The organism is Candidatus Nanopelagicales bacterium, assembly GCA_041393815.1.
GTDB lineage: Bacteria > Actinomycetota > Actinomycetes > S36-B12 > JAWKJK01 > JAWKJK01.
Genome location: JAWKJK010000002.1, coordinates 820,290 through 835,415, shown reverse-complemented (window position 1 = coordinate 835,415; position 15,126 = coordinate 820,290). Strand labels below are relative to the sequence as shown.

Annotated in this window: 11 protein-coding genes; 3 read left to right on the top strand and 8 right to left on the bottom strand. The window is 75.0% G+C overall.

Translation table 11 applies throughout. The annotated features are described in order from the left end of the window. Positions 1 to 215: 215 nt before the first annotated feature. On the top strand, positions 216 to 794 hold the full coding sequence (locus R2737_09275) for a fibronectin type III domain-containing protein (GenBank protein ID MEZ5116446.1): 579 nt from the start codon (positions 216 to 218) through the stop codon (positions 792 to 794). A gap of 73 nt (positions 795 to 867) precedes the next feature. Here the strand turns inward: R2737_09275 and R2737_09270 are convergent, their stop codons facing one another. The 6 genes from R2737_09270 to R2737_09245 all read right to left on the bottom strand — a co-directional run bounded on the left by R2737_09270 (position 868) and on the right by R2737_09245 (position 11,148). Continuing rightward, the gene (locus R2737_09270; protein ID MEZ5116445.1) at positions 868 to 1,971 is read right to left on the bottom strand and encodes an endonuclease/exonuclease/phosphatase family protein; all 1,104 of its coding nucleotides are present in this window, start codon (positions 1,969 to 1,971) and stop codon (positions 868 to 870) included. A gap of 371 nt (positions 1,972 to 2,342) precedes the next feature. Continuing rightward, positions 2,343 to 3,692 (bottom strand): phosphoribosyltransferase, encoded by a 1,350-nt coding sequence (locus tag R2737_09265; protein MEZ5116444.1) that lies wholly within the window; start codon positions 3,690 to 3,692, stop codon positions 2,343 to 2,345. A 3-nt stretch (positions 3,693 to 3,695) separates the two neighbouring features. Next, a complete protein-coding gene (locus tag R2737_09260; protein ID MEZ5116443.1) occupies positions 3,696 to 5,039 on the bottom strand; it encodes a hypothetical protein in 1,344 nt (447 codons plus the stop codon). A 67-nt stretch (positions 5,040 to 5,106) separates the two neighbouring features. Further along, entirely contained in the window at positions 5,107 to 9,543 is a 4,437-nt protein-coding gene (locus tag R2737_09255) for a putative inorganic carbon transporter subunit DabA (GenBank protein MEZ5116442.1), read from the bottom strand. 46 nt (positions 9,544 to 9,589) lie between these two features. Next, positions 9,590 to 10,702 carry an ACR3 family arsenite efflux transporter gene (gene arsB / locus R2737_09250; GenBank protein ID MEZ5116441.1) on the bottom strand — a complete coding sequence of 371 codons (1,113 nt, stop codon included), beginning with the start codon at positions 10,700 to 10,702 and terminating at the stop codon, positions 9,590 to 9,592. Beyond that, positions 10,699 to 11,148: an arsenate reductase ArsC gene (locus R2737_09245; protein MEZ5116440.1), complete on the bottom strand. Its 450-nt coding sequence runs from the start codon at positions 11,146 to 11,148 to the stop codon at positions 10,699 to 10,701. Before R2737_09245 ends, arsB begins: the two co-directional genes overlap by 4 nt. Before the next feature lie 86 nt (positions 11,149 to 11,234). Here R2737_09245 and R2737_09240 point away from each other — a divergent pair, with 86 nt between their 5' ends. Beyond that, positions 11,235 to 11,603, top strand: a complete 369-nt coding sequence (locus R2737_09240; GenBank protein ID MEZ5116439.1) for a metalloregulator ArsR/SmtB family transcription factor — start codon at positions 11,235 to 11,237, stop codon at positions 11,601 to 11,603. Between the two features lie 153 nt (positions 11,604 to 11,756). Continuing rightward, a complete protein-coding gene (locus tag R2737_09235) occupies positions 11,757 to 13,232 on the top strand; it encodes a cryptochrome/photolyase family protein (protein ID MEZ5116438.1) in 1,476 nt (491 codons plus the stop codon). Here the strand turns inward: R2737_09235 and R2737_09230 are convergent. Further along, positions 13,221 to 14,381: a radical SAM protein gene (locus R2737_09230; protein MEZ5116437.1), complete on the bottom strand. Its 1,161-nt coding sequence runs from the start codon at positions 14,379 to 14,381 to the stop codon at positions 13,221 to 13,223. The two genes, R2737_09235 and R2737_09230, sit on opposite strands and share 12 nt — an antisense overlap. A gap of 122 nt (positions 14,382 to 14,503) precedes the next feature. Then, positions 14,504 to 15,115: a class I SAM-dependent methyltransferase gene (locus R2737_09225; GenBank protein ID MEZ5116436.1), complete on the bottom strand. Its 612-nt coding sequence runs from the start codon at positions 15,113 to 15,115 to the stop codon at positions 14,504 to 14,506. Between the last annotated feature and the right edge of the window lie 11 nt (positions 15,116 to 15,126).

The window sequence follows — 15,126 nt, the reverse complement described above, 5'->3', positions numbered from 1 at the left end:
CGGGACACTCGACCGGGAACGAGGAGGGGATCGTCATGAGCCAGACGTCTCGTGAGGTAGGGCGCACCGCAATCGTCGGAGTACGGCATCGAGGCCTAACCGCAGCACTCACCGTGGCGACGGTGATGGCTGTCGCCGTACCGGCGACAGCCGCCCCAGCGCCGGACGCGGCGACGACCCGGGCGACCACCGCCGTCGCAGTGCCGCGATCGGCCGTGCCTGCGGCACCGACCAACGTGAAGGCGCTTGCGGGGAGCAACCGGGCCACCGTTACCTGGACCGCGCCGCCGGGCGCCGACACGGACGGCGTGCTGCAGTACCGGGTGCAGAAGTCGACCGACGGCGGCACCCGGTGGACCTCCGTCGTCGGCTCCCCCGTCGCAGCGCCGCGTACGAAGCTGGTCGTGCTGAAGCTCAGCAACAACCGCACCTACCGGTTCCGGGTCGCGGCGGAGAGCGAGGCCGGCGTCGGCCCGTGGTCGGCCCCCTCCTCGACGGTCCGGCCGTCCTCCCGGCCGCCGGGCAAGCTGGCGGCCTTCAGCGGGACGTCACCGCGCGCGGGCACCATCAAGCTCACCTGGAAGCCGCCGAGCAGCGGCCCCAGGCCGACCCGCTACGACTACCGCTATCGCAAGGGATTCGGCACCTTCACCCGCTGGATCAGGCTGCCGGTGACCGCGCGGTCGGTCGTCATCACCGGGCTCGTGCGACGTGCGGACTACCTGTGCCAGGTGCGGGCCGTGAACGGGGCGGACGTCGGCCCCACCAACACGACGTGGGTGCGCACCCGCTGACCCCGAACGCCGGCTGGGCGGCACCCCCACCACGGGGTGCCGCCCAGCCGCCTCTCGAGAGGGAGGCCTCGCGTCAGGTCAGCTTCACCGTGGCCACGACACCCGCGTGGTCCGAGGGCCACAGCGGCACCGTGGACTGGAACGTCCGGTCGTTCACGCGCACCGCCTTGGTGGACACCGCGTTGCCGTGCGTGAGCACCAGGTCGATGCGGGTCTTGTACTGCGACGAGGTGTTGGACAGGTCGCTGTTCTGGCAGCAGGTCAGGCCCTTGCCGTCGCGCTTCACGACCCACGCGTCCGAGAAGTACTTCCTGGTCAGGATCCGGTACGACCGGGACGTCGAGCCGTCGGACGCGGAGTTGAAGTCACCGGTGGCGACCACGGTCCCGCGGGACTTGGCCGGTCCGGCCAGGAACTCCGCGGCCTGGGCCTCCTGGATCTTGGCGAAGCCCTCAACCTCCAGGTGCGTGTTGACGAACCGGAACCGCTTGCCCTGGTAGCGGACCTCGACCGACACCCAGCCGCGGTCGAACGACACCGCGCCGAGCGGGGTCGGCAGGGAGGCCTGCGCCCGGTAGCGCCCGGTCCGCTTGCCGGAGACGCGCAGCGTCTCGGCGGACGCGTTGTAGAGGATCACGTCGCGGTCCTGCAGCGTGACCGAGCAGCTGAAGACCAGGCTGCCCTCCGGCGGAGGCGGGCAGGCCTGCTCGGCCACCGGCGACACCAGCGGGGCCGAGATGAGCGCGTTGTTCACCGACCCGCCGACCTTGTAGTTCAGGCCCTGAGCCTTGAGCTCGCCGAGCAGGATCGTGAGGAAGTCGTACGACGGCAGCGCCGGCCCCTCGTTGGTCCGCGCGAAGGTCCACTTGGAGACCTCCTGCAGGCCGACCAGGGCCGGACGCTGAGCCTTGATGCTGGCCGCGATGGCCTTGGCCCGGGCGGGGAAGTCGGTCTTGATGGCCGTGCTGTAGATGGTGGCGACGGCGGCCAGGAACTCGGCACCGCCGGTGGCCTCGATCGCCGGGTCGAGGCTGGACCCGAGGTAGAGGTTCTGCGTCATCACCTTCAGCTTGGGCGGCGTGGCCGCCTGTCCGGCTTGGGGGACCGCGACCAGCACCGAGCCGGCCACGGCCGCGGCCAGCACGAGCCGGCCTGTGTTTCGCCAGGGGTTGCGCATCTGCAGGGCTCCTTCGCACCGAGGGGATGCCGCGCACAATGTGCCACCAACGGCGACGCCGCGACCGGCAAAGCGACCAGATGGTCGCTGCCGGCCGCGGCGCCGATCAGGCTCGAGCCCGGGACTCAGTCGTCCCAGGGACCGTAGTCGACCTCATGCATGAGGCATCTCCCTTCACCAACCACACGCGGTCGGTCTCAACGCGTCAGAACACGGAGACCTGCGACACGTGGAACCGGTCCGAACCAAGCGGCCGGCTGACGGATCCGCGGGCGTCTTCGCACCTGCGGGCAGTCACGGGGTGGACTGCTGCCGACCAGGGTACGGGGTCCCCGTCGCGTCGGTCCAATCGGTTCCGGGGCGGCGACCGGTCAGCCGTCCCCCGCCGGGGCCACCGGGGACCCGTCGGCCAGGTAGCGCAGGAACCAGTCCCGGGCCAGGTCGGCGGCCGATGTCAGCGTCCCGGGCTCCTCGAACAGGTGGGTCGCTCCGGGCACCACCGCGAGGTCGGTCTCGCAGCGCATCCGCGCCTGCGCCTCCCGGTTCATCCCCAGGACCGCGACGTCGTGGCCGCCCACGATCAGCAGGGTCGGGGCGCGGACCAGGTGCAGCCGGGGACCCGCGAGGTCGGGCCGACCGCCACGGGACACGACGGCCCGCACCCCGCAGCCGGGGTCCGCCGCCGCCCACAGCGCCGCTCCCGCACCGGTGCTCGCGCCGAAGAACCCGACGGGCTCGCTCCCCAGCCCGGGGACCCCGCGCGCCCATGACTCGACCGCGCGCAGCCGGCGGCCCAGCAGGTCGATGTCGAACACGTTCCCCCGGTCCGACTCCTCCCGCGGCGTGAGCAGGTCGAACAGCAGCGTGGCCAGCCCGGCGCCCTGCAGGCGCTCGGCGACGTAGCGGTTGCGCGGGCTGAAACGGCTGCTCCCGCTCCCGTGCGCGAACACGACCAGCCCCCGCCCCGCGGGGGGCACGCCGAGGTGGCCGCCGACCAGGGCGTCACCGACGTCGACCTCGACCTCCTCGTCCCGCGGCCGCCGCTCCCCCCGGTCACCATCCCCGGGACCGTCAGCACCGGGACCGCCGCGCGCGTCGGCCGCGTGCAGCAGCGCCAGGACCTCGTCGTCCGAGGTCTGCCGGAAGTCGTCGTAGAACTCGCCCACGGCATAGAACGGGTCCGGCGTCGCCACGCACACCAGTTCGTCGGCCGCCCCCTCGAGCCGGCGGGTCCAGTCGTGCGGGGCCACTGGCACGGCGAGCACGACGCGACGGGCGCCCTCCGCGCGCGCGACCGCGCAGGCGGCGCGCGCGGTCGACCCGGTCGCGATGCCGTCGTCGACCACCACCACCGTCCGGCCGGCGAGCGGGATGCGCCGGCGCCCGCCCCGGAACCGCTCGGCCCGCCGGGCCAGTTCGACCCGCTCCCTCGCCTCCACCTCCGCGAGGTCGGCGTCGCTCACCCCGGCCATCCGCACGATGAACGGGTCGACGACGCGCACGTCGTCCTCCCCGATCGCGCCCATCCCCAGCTCGGGCCGCCCCGGCACGCCGAGCTTGCGTACGACGATGACGTCCAGCGGGGCACCCAGCGCCCGCGCGACCTCCGCGGCGACGGGGACGCCGCCCCGCGGCAGGCCCACGACCACGGTGTCCGGCCCGGCGCAGTGCGCCAGCAGCGGCGCCAGCCGGCGCCCGGCCTCGGTGCGGTCACGGAACACGGCTCACCTCCGGGAAGCTGCGGACGGGTGCGTGGTCTCGGGCGTGCGGGCGCGGACGACCAGCCACAGGACCGCGGTGAGGGCGGCGGCCGCGCCGAAGACCGCCGCGGCACCGACGAGCGACTCCAGCGCGGCCGGCGCGACCAGCATCGTGACGGCCAGCGCCAGCAGGACCGACCCGGCCACCAGCTTGAGCAGCCGGCCGTGCCGCTCCTGCACCTTGGCCGCCCGCAGGGTCACCACGGCGGCGACGAACACCACCAGCTCGTCGAGCAGGAACACCGCCATGTACGCCGCGAACAGCAGGACCGCGGCGGCCAGGGAGACGTCGGCGCGCGCCAGCATCGACGTCCACATCAGCGGCAGGCCGGCGGTGCACGGCGTCTCGAGCAGCGAGACCCCGACGGCGAGGACGACCGTGCCCGCCACCGTCCCCGCGAGCCCGCGGTCGGACAGGGCGACTCCACGCATCCGGCGGAACAGCTCGGGCCGCCGCTCCGTCGACAGCGACAGGGACGGCCCGGTGCCGGGCGCGATGCCGTCCTTGAGCTGGAGCAGGCCGAAGACCGCCGCGACGGCGGCCACCACGACCCGGATCCAGCCCAGCTCGCCGACGTAGTCCAAGGCGCTGTACATCCCCACCACGTAGAGCGCGTACATCGCCGCCGTGACGGTCAGGAACGTCGTGCCCACCAGCAGGACCCGGCGGCGCGACCCGCTGTGCAGCACGATCGCGAGCAGCACGGACAGCACCCACAGCGAGCACGGGTTCACGCCGTCGACGAAGCCGATGACCAGCGTGCTGACCAGCAGCGAGGAGGAGGACAGGTCGGTCTCGCCGAGCAGCGGGACCTCGACCACCATCGCGGACTGCTCCGGCTGCTCCGGGACGGCGGTCCCGGGTGACGCGGTCGCCCCCTCCAGCGCGGCCGAGACCACGGCCTCGATCTCCGCCGCGCGGGCGTCGTCGAACCCGATCCACACCCGGTCCCCGACCACCGTGACGGGGACGCCGACCGGGTCGAACCCCAGCCGCTGCGCGGTTTCCTCGAGCAGCGCGCGGTTGCCTTCGTCGTACCAGACCTCGTACAACTCGACGACCAGCTCGGGGTGGCGCTCGGCCAGGCCCGCCAGCCACTCCTGCTCCGCGGCGCAGTGCGGGCACCCCTCGCCGTGGAAGAGCACCAGCGTGACCGGCGCGTCTGGATCCGCCGCGGGTACGGCGGCCACCGGCCCCGCGGGCAGCACCAGCCCGAGCGCGACCACGAGCAGGGCGACGAGCAGTACGGGCAGCGACGCCGCGCAGCGCGACGCCGCGCCGGACCGACCGCGGGTCCGCGGCGCCATGCCTCCAGCCTCGTCGGCCGACCGCCGTGCCCCCAGGGCCGTCGGTCCCCCGCGTCGGCAGGGCCGGCTACCCGGCCGGGGACCCGACCAGGTCGTCACCCCACCGGGGCTCGCCTGCCGTGCGCGGGTCGGTCGCCGCCGGCACCCAGCGGCCGCCCGGCAGCCGTCGCCGGAGCCTCCCGTCCTCGGGCCCGAGCGACACCAGGGTCAGCCACCGGCCCTCGACCAGGCGGCCCGGGCCCTCGTGCCGGGCCAGCACCGCGTCGATGGCGTCCGTCCCGGCGCAGACCACGGCGAGCAGCCGGACCGGCTCGTGCACCGGGGCCGCCGCGTCGAACCCGTCGGTGCCCGGGGCACGGTCCGACACGGCCTGCCACGGCAGCCCGATCCGCAGGTCCCCGGCCGCACCGGTGAGGACGCCGCTGAGCGGGGCGGGGGCGCCGTCGGGCGAGGCCAGCACGTTGTGGGTCGTCTTGTCGCCGGCCCCGAACCGGGCCGGATCGACCGTGGCGCACCAGTACTGCGCGTTGATCCACTGCGCGACGACCAGCGGCGCGGTCAGCAGGGTCTCCAGGACCGCTCCGTCCGCGTCGAGGTCCGGGCGGTAGGAGTGCAGGAACACCCGCCCCCGCAGGTCCAGGCCGGCGGTGAGGGCGCGCGGTCCGACGACCAGCGCCGCGTTGCCCGCCAGGCCCCACTCCGGGAACGCCTGCGACCAGTCCGCGGCGCGCGCGTCCAGCTGGCGACGCAGCCGCCGTACGGAGGACGTCCCCGCCGTGGGGCGGGCGCCGGCCAGCTCACCGGCGCGCTCCCGCGCGGCCGCCTCGGCGGCCCGGTCCAGGTCCGCGGCCAGCCGGGCCAGCGCAGGGTCGCTGCCGGCCTCGGGCTCGAGCAGCTCCACGCGGTCGCGGGTGGTGTCGTGCACCGCTGCGACGAACCGGGTACCCGCGTCGATCTCGAACCCGTGCTGCCACAGCCGGTCCCGCACCCACTCCAGGTTCAGCGCCTGCGCCAGCGCCCGCGCGCTCACGTCGCCGGCCCATCCGCCGCACGCCCCGCAGTCGTACGCCGCCACGTGCGGGTGGTTCGCGGCGGATCCGCCGTGTCCGCACAGGACGACGAGCGGGGCCGGCCGGTGCAGGCCGACGGTACGCAGGAAGCCCGCACAGGCGGCGACCAGTTCGTCGGGGGCGAAGCCGGTGCCGGGGTGCTCCGGGTCCGCGAGCAGCCGGAGCTGGCCCCGCCGCGGCAGGGACCAGCGGCGCGCGCTGCGGGCCGTCAGGCGCGCCCACCAGCCGGCAGCCCAGGTGCGCAGCAGCGCGGCCGGCGCGATCAGCCAGCCCGACGCCTCGGCCAGCGCGAAGGGGACGAAGGGACGGGCCTCGACGTCGTGCACCGCGGCGCGCAGCCGGTCCAGCGCACCCGCCGCGGCAGGGGCGGGTGCCCGGTCCTCGGCGACCAGCCAGCCGGGACGCAGCAGCGCGGGTGCGCGGTCGCCGGTGGTACCGCCGGGCCCCACGTGCCGCATCGGCAGGCCGAAGAAGCCGGCGATCCCCAGCGTCTCCCACGGCCCCAGCCACTCCAGCTGGCGGCGCAGCCGCTCGGAGCGGACGTCGATGCAGGTGACCACCTGGGCGTCCGGCCCGGCGGGGCCCGCATCAGACCCCAGCGGGTGGACCAGCGCGGAGCCTCCCCCGGCCCGCAGATCGCGCGCACGGTCGGCCAGCGCCGGCAGCAGGTCGCGGCGGACCGCCTGCTCGAGCAGCAGCAGCCGCAGCCGCTCGCGCCCGACCCGGTCGACCGCGCCGACCAGGCCCAGCACCGCGGCCACGCCCCGGTCGTCGAGCTCGTTCGGCGCGAGTCCCAGTGCCCCGCACCCGTCGGCGAGCGCCCGGGCGGCACCGTCGGCGCCGGGCGACACCGCAGCCGCCGGCAGGGGTGCCGCAGGGGCCGTGGAGACCACGCCGTACGCCTCCCCCACGGCCGCCTCGAGCGCGAGCCGGACGGCGAGCAGCCCGGCCAGGTCGGGGTCGGCGCCGGCGTCCGCGGGGCCGATCGGCTCGGCCAGGTCGGGGGCCAGCGGTCCCAGGACGTCCGGCGCACCCAGCGGGTCCCCGGTGGCGTCGGCGTCGGTGCGGTCGGGGGTCGGGGCCAGTCGCTGGCGGCGGCGCCAGGCCAGGTGCGCCGGCCAGCCGGGGTCCCGCGCCAGGACGCGGGCCACGAGCGTCACCCGGGCGTCGTCGTCCGTCGGGCCGGCGAGGCGGTCCAGCAGCACCGCCACGGCCGACTCGGGCTCGGCCGGCAGCCGGCCGACCAGCGCCCCCGCGCCCCGTACGCCCAGCGCGCGGTCCAGCCGTGTGGTGGAGGCCCGCAGCACCCGCCAGGGCCCACCGGCGACCGGCCAGCCGGTCCGGCCGAGCGCCTGGGCGGCGCACCACGACGCGACCACCCGGGCCCGGGCTGCGGCATCCGAGCCGGCCAGGCGGTCCAGTGGGGCGGTGACCGGGGCGGCGGGTCGCGGAAGAGCAGCCAGGGCGTCGGCCAGGACGCTCCCGGCCGCCGGGTCTGCGTCCGGCCCACGATGCAGTCTCTGCCGGGCCGCCTGGAGCGGCGCGGGTCCGCACTCCTCGCCCGAGAGCAGCGCGAGCACGACCTCGGTCGCGTCCGGCCGGTCCGTGCCGGGTACCGCGGAGAGGTCCGGATCGAGGTCGAGACCGGCGCCGGCCAGGACCTGCGCGGCCAGGTCCGGGTCGACCCGGCCGTCCCGCACGGCGGCGCGCAGGCTCGCCGCACCGGGACCGGTCCGGGCCCCCCACGCGGCCGCGGCCTCGGCGACCGCCTCGTCGAACGGCCGGTCCTCCAGCCCCGCAAGCGGGTTGCTCGCCACGAACGAGGTCAGCGGCCACGAGGGGGCCACCACCGCCGCGGCCCGGCGGATCTCGCGGCGCACCCGCGCCGGGTCGCACTGCGGTGGTGCCGACGAGGCGTCGGCCTGCGCGGCTCCGGTCACGCTGACGCGGGCCGACCGGGGAGCGGGGAGCGAGGTGCGGGCCACTGCGGCGGCCAGTCCGGGCCAGGCCCCGGCGCGCAGCCGGCGGTCGACCCACCAGGCGCCGACGGCCAGGGCGAGCAGCCCGGCCACCGCGGCCGCCAGGGCGGGCGCCTCCGCGGCGCCCCAGCCCGCAGGAGTCCACCCGGCGACGTCGTGGAGCAGCCGCCCCAGGGCCCGCAGCCCCAGCACGTAGCCGGCCACCGCCGCCAGGGTGGCGGACACCGCCAGGCCGGCAGCGACCCGGCCGCCCGCGGGCGAGGCCAGCGCCGCGCGGACGCCCAGGGCGCCGGCCGCGACCGCGACCGCGAGCGGGAGCAGCTCGGCCGGCCCGGCCACCAGCGCGTCGCCCCAGGGCCCCGGCACGACGGCGGCGCCGACGACGGCAACGGTCGCGAGCACGATGGCGACCGTGGTCGCCCGCGCGCGCGACCCCGCCTGACCGGACCCACCGGACCGACCGGACCCACCGCCGTGCGGCGCGGTGGCCCGGACGCGCTCGACCGTGCCGCCCGCACCGAGGAAGAGCCCCGCCTTCCAGGCCCCGTGACCCAGGACGTGGGCCAGGACTGCGACGGGCAGGCCGAGGGCCGCGGTGACCGACAGGTAGCCCATCTGAGCCGACGTCGACGCCGCCAGCCGGCCCTTCACGTCCGGGCGGGTGCGCTGCTGGCCGGTGGCCAGCAGCACCGTGGCCACTCCGGCCACCAGCAGCGCCGCGCGCGCGGGGGCGGAGGTGGACAGCAGGGGCCACAGCAGGAGTGCCAGGACGCCGACGCCGTTGACCAGGCCGGCGTGCAGCAGGGCGCTGACCGGGGAGGGAGCCTCGGCCGTCTCCGGCAGCCAGCGGTGGGCGGGGACCAGCGCGCTGCGCACCAGGCCCGCGACCACGACGAGCAGCGCCGCGGCAGCGACCACAGGGCCCGGTCCGTCGGCCACCGCGGCGGGCAGGGTCGCCAGGTCCAGCGCGCCCAGGCCGACCCCGGCCGTGGCCACCGCGGCCCACAGGGCCGCGTCCCCGACCAGCAGTCGGGTGCGGACCCGGCCGGCCGCCGCCCGGGCAGACGGGGTGCCGGCGTGCGCGACCAGGGCCGCGAGCGCCAGCCCGGCAGTGGTCCAGCCCAGCGCGAGGAGGGGCAGGCTCTGCGCAGTGACGGCCAGCGCCAGGGCACCGATGGCGAGCACCTCCAAGGCCGCGAACCGCCCCAGCCGGCGCTGACCCGCCAGGTTGCGCACGGCGTACGACGCCACGACGGCGCCGAGGCCGGTCACCAGGACCAGGAGGAACGCGGGGACGAGCCCCACCGACACCCCGACGGTCGCCGGGCCCAGGGGCCCGAGGTCCACCGTCCCCAGCGTCAGAGCGGGCGCGGTCCCGGTGACCGCGACCGCCAGCAGGACGAGCGCGGCCAGGGCCGCGAGGACGAGGACGGCACGAGCCAGGCGCAGGATCACGGGGGAAATATAGGAACTCTATTTCCGGTATTGCAAGTGGTACGTATCACCGGCGTGTCGTGCCGGCCCCGCTCCCGGCGAAGAGCCGTCGACGCAGCCACAGCGAGACGTAGACCAGCGCCACCAGGGCCGGCACCTCGATCAGCGGGCCGACGACGCCGGCCAGCGCCTGGCCGGAGGTGACCCCCCAGACCCCGATGCTGACGGCGATGGCCAGCTCGAAGTTGTTCCCCGCCGCGGTGAACGCGACCGTCGCCGTCTTGGGGTAGCCCAGCCGCGCCCGCCAGCCGAGCAGGAACGACACCCCCCACATGAGCGCGAAGTAGACCAGCAGTGGCACCGCGATCAGCGCGACAGACCACGGGTCGGAGGTGATCGCGTCACCCTGCAGCGCGAACATCACGACGATGGTGAACAGCAGGCCGTACAGCGCGAACGGGCTGATGAAGGGGACGAAGCGCTCGTCGTACCAGCGCTCCCCCCTGGTACGCAGCCCGATCCGCCGGGTCAGGTAGCCGGCCAGCAGCGGGATGCCGAGGAAGATCAGGACCGCCTTGGTGATGTCCCAGGTGGAGAACTGCACGTCCTGGGTGTCCAGCCCGAGCCAGCCGGGCAGCACCTTCAGGTAGAACGTGCCGAGCAGCGCGTACGCCACGATCTGGAACACCGAGTTGATGGCCACCAGCAGAGCGGCGGCCTCCCGGTCCCCGCAGGCCAGGTCGTTCCAGATCAGCACCATCGCGATGCACCGGGCCAGGCCGATCACGATCAGGCCGGTGCGGAACTCCGGGTAGTCGGCCAGGAACACCCACGCCAGGGTGAACATGAGCAGCGGCCCGATCAGCCAGTTGAGCACCAGGGACAGCCACAGCAGCCGACGGTCACCGGTGACGTGACCCATGTCCTCGTAGCGGACCTTGGCCAGCACCGGGTACATCATGAGCAGCAGACCCAGCGCGATCGGCAGCGACGTCTGGTCGACCTTCACCGCGTCGAGGGCCGTCTGCACGGAGGGCACCAGCCGGCCGAGCAGCAGCCCGAGGGCCATCGCCGCGAGGATCCAGACCGGCAGGAACCGGTCGAGGAGGGACAGCCGCTGCAGGACCGCCTGCTCGTCGGGATCCGGCGGCGCGGGCGAGGGGGTCGGGTTCGCTGTCACGCGGCAGGTCCGGCCGGGGCCGGCGCGATCTCGTCGATCAGCGCCTCGATCCGGCGCCGGATCTCGTCGCGGACCGGTCGTACCTCGGCCACGCCCTTGCCCGCCGGGTCGGCCAGCACCCAGTCCTCGTACCGCTTCCCGGGGAACACCGGGCACACGTCGCCGCAGCCCATCGTGATGACCACGTCGGACTCGCGCACCGCGTCGGTGGTCAGCACCTTGGGCACCTCGGCGGAGATGTCGATCCCCTCCTCCGCGAGGGCCTCGACGACGGCGGGGTTCACGGTGTCGGCCGGCGCGGACCCGGCCGAACGCACCTCGACCCGGTCGCCGGCCAGGTGGGTCAGGTACGCCGCGGCCATCTGCGAGCGACCGGCGTTGTGCACGCAGACGAACAGCACCGACGGGCGGGTGTTCTCCATCCGGACCTCCGGGTACGCCTCCACGCAGTCCATCGACAGATGTCGATATGCTCCGACCGTGGCACACTGATCGACGTACGTCAATCTAGCGGCTAGGTGGTGGGGACCCGATGGCGGCCAAGCCCGCGCCGGCGACGCCGGTACTGCAGGTGCTGGACCCCGTGGACGGTCCGGCGTGCTGCCCGACCGGGCTCGCCGCCCCGATCGACCGGGAGACCGCCGAGGACCTGGCCCGGCTGCTCAAGGCGGTCGCCGACCCCGCCCGGCTGCAGCTGCTCGCGCTGATCAAGTCCAGCCCCGGCGGGGAGTCCTGCGTGTGCGACCTGGTGGAGCCGCTGGAGCTGTCCCAGCCCACGGTCAGCCACCACCTCAAGGTGCTCGCCGACGCGGGGCTGCTGACCCGGGAGCGCCGCGGCACCTGGGTCTGGTACGCCGTGGCCCCCGAGCGGCTGGCGGAGCTGTCCGCCGTGCTCCGCTGACCCCGGCCCGACCGCCCGCACCTGATCCGTGTCGCCACCCCTCCCCCGCGCGTCGCACCTGCCCCTCTCGCCACCACCAGTGGAACCTTCCGCCGCCCGCCAGGGGCGTGTTGCTGGCCGTACGTGGCACCAGTGGGGAGGAGGTGGGGCTCGGTGACGGGTGGCGCCGGAGCCGGGAGGGAGTCCGCGCCGACGCGGTGTTGGCTGTTCGGGGACCAGCTCGGCCCGCACTTCACCGACGCCCCGGACCAGCCGCTGCTGCTCGTCGAGTCGCGGGACGTGCTGCGGCGCAGGCGGTTCCACCGACAGAAGGCCCACCTGGTGCTGTCCGCGATGCGGCACCGGGCGGCCGAGGCGCGCGCTGCCGGAGTCGACGTACGGTACGTCCGGGCCGACACGTACGCGGAGGCGCTGGCTGAGGTCGCCGAGCCGCTGTCGGTGTGCGCACCCACCTCACGGGCCGCCGACGCGTTCGTGCGTGGGCTCGCCGGGGTCGCGGTGCTGCCCGCCCGCGGCTTCGTGGTGTCCCGCGAGGACTTCGCGGCTTGGGCGGCCTCGCGCGGCGGTCGTCGCCTGCTGCTGGAGGACTTCTACCGCACCGTGCGGTCGCGAACCGGGGTACTGATGGACGGCGACGAACCCTGCGGCGGCCGGTGGAACTTCGACGCGGACAACCGACTGCCGCCGCCGCGCGGGCGCACGACCCTGGGCGCGCCGGAGCCCTGGTGGCCCAGCGAGGACGACGGCGTCCGCTTCCTCGGCGCGGACGGCCCGCGCCGCTTCGCGGTCACCCGGGACGAGGCGCTGGCCGCGCTGGAGCGGTTCGCGACCGAGCGGCTGCCCCTGTTCGGACCGTACGAGGACGCGATCATGGCCGGCGACCGGACCATGGCTCACTCGCTGCTGTCCGTGCCTCTCAACCTCGGGCTCCTGGACCCGTACGAGGTCGTCGGCCGGGCCGAGCGGGCCTGGCGCGACGGAACCGCGCCGCTGCAGAGCGTGGAAGGGTTCGTCCGCCAGCTGCTGGGCTGGCGGGAGTACGTCTGGCACGTGTACTGGTGGACCCCGGCCGACTACCGGGACCGCAATGCGCTGGATGCGCGCGAGCCGGTCCCCGCCTGGTGGGAGGACCTCGACGCCGATGCCGTCACCGCCCGCTGCCTGTCCGCCGCGCTGCGCGACGTCCGGGAGTGGGGCTGGACCCATCACATCCCGCGGCTGATGGTCCTGGGCAACTACGCGCTCCAGCGCGGCATCGACCCGGCGGCGCTCACCGACTGGTTCCACCGGGCGTTCGTCGACGGCTACGACTGGGTGATGGTCCCCAATGTCGTGGGGATGAGCCAGCACGCCGACGGGGGCGTGATGGCCACCAAGCCGTACGCCGCGGGCGGCGCCTACCTGTCCCGGATGAGCGACCACTGCCGCGGCTGCGCGTTCGACCCGCGGGTCCGGGTGGGACCGGACGCGTGCCCGTTCACGGCCGGGTACTGGGCGTTCCTGCACCGCAACCGCGAGGCACTGTCCGGCAACCACCGCATGACGCAGCCCCTGCGCGGGCTGGACCGGCTCGTCGACCTTGACGCGCTGCTGGAGCAGGAGGTCGGCCGGGGGTTGTCACCCCCCTAGCGCGGCTTCGGCCGCCCCGGCGTCGGCGACCCGGTGCTCGGCCATGAGCTCTGCCCACAGCGGCTCGATCAGGTGGTAGGTCACCCACCGCTCCAGGTCGTGGAACCGGTCGTAGCCCACGGCCGTCACGCGTCCGGACCCGCCCACCCATCCCAGCCACTGGGCCACCGCGGCGACCGCACCCGCCGCGGGATGGCCCAGCAGCGGGTCTTCTCTGGCTGCCAGCGGCAAGACCCCGGTGTACGCCTGCCAGAAGGCGCGGAACAAGGCCGCCCTCGCCCCAGTGAGGTGGGCGGCGAGGGCGACCGGCAGTTCTCCACGGGTGACGTCGGCGTCGTACTGGGCGAGGCCGAAGTGGTTGAGCAGGAACGACTCCCCGGTGAAGGTCGCAGCCCCGGCACCGAGACCGAGGTAGTAGGGGCGGGTGATCGAGGTGTAGCCGGGCGCGCCCTCACGCCGGAAGGTCCACACCGAGTCCCGGTGGTACCCGTGCAGCTCCGCCAGCTCGGTGGCCCGCCGCAGCAGGCGGTGCTCGGCGTGCCGGTCGTGCTGCGCCTTGCCGAAAGGGGTGTAGCCGAAGCGCATCAGCGGGTAGGTCGACACCTGATCGACCCCGTACGAGAACGCCTCAGCGAGGTCCCGCAGCAGTGTGTCCGGCTCGTCGTATCCCACGTCGAAGATCAGGTCGACGTCCACGCAGCGAAAACGATCGCGAGCGAGCGCGACCGCCCGACGGTTGCCCTCGACCGTCGTTGGTCGACGCAGGTGGCGCAGCACCCGCGGGTCGAACGACTGGACGCCCACGCTCACGGCATCGAAGCCGCTGCGGCACAGCGTGTCCGCCCGCAGGCCGGTCATGTGTGTCGGCAGGACCTCGATCGCCCGCTCCCCTGACACCGGGAGGTCGGCCAGCCAGCCCAGGCCGGCCAGGCACAAGGTCGGTGTCCCGCCCCCGACGTACAGGGAGGTGAACGTCAGCCCGGGAGCAGCAGCCTGGTAGACCTCCGCCTCGGCCCTCAGGGAGTCCAGGTAGCGACCGGCAGGACCTGGCTGGTAACGGACCTTGTTGTACGGGCAGAAAGGACACAGCGATCCGCAGAACGGGACGTGCACGTACAGCCCCACGGGCCGCCCACGGAGCTCGGCCATGACGTGCTCGGCCGTGAGCCCGTAACCCGGAGGCCCGAACCTGACTCCCAGCAGGCGCATGCGGAGCACCCCCGACGAGTCCACGGTCGCGCCTGTCCGCCCCTCGACCTCAGGGGCGAAGGTCACGCCGGCGGTGCGGCGCGGACCGGCGAGTACACGCCCACCACGCACGGGGGTCCGGTCACACCCGCCACGAGGCCGGCCGATTCGAAGTCGGCCCGGATGAGAGGACCGTCGACGGCGAGGCCCACCAGCCGGTTCCGCACCCGGGGAGTGCGACGGTCGTGGCGGGCCACCGGCTCCAGGAGCCGCACCTCACCACGGCACACCCGCGCCATCTCGAACAGGGCCGCGCGGCGCGCCCGCGCGGTGAGGAGTCCCAGCACAGCGGTGCATACCACCAGGTCGAACGAACGGTCCGCGAACGGAAGCGCCCGCGCGTCGGCGACGAGCAGGTGACAGCGCCCCGGCCCGGCTCCGTCCAGGCGGCGAGCGGCCAGGTGCACGACCGTGGCGCTGAGGTCCACACCGACGTACCCGACTCCGCGTGCGAGGAGGTCGCGCACGGGAGGAGCCGGGCCGCAGCCCACGTCCAGCACCGTCCCCTCGGTGACGTCGGCCACCAGCATCCGCTGGTGGCGCTGCCATCCGACGAGTCCGACCGCCCACGGGTAGACCGGGGCCAGCCATCCCCACGGCGGGCCCGGAGGTCGTCGCCGAGGGACACCGACCAAGACCGCGGACG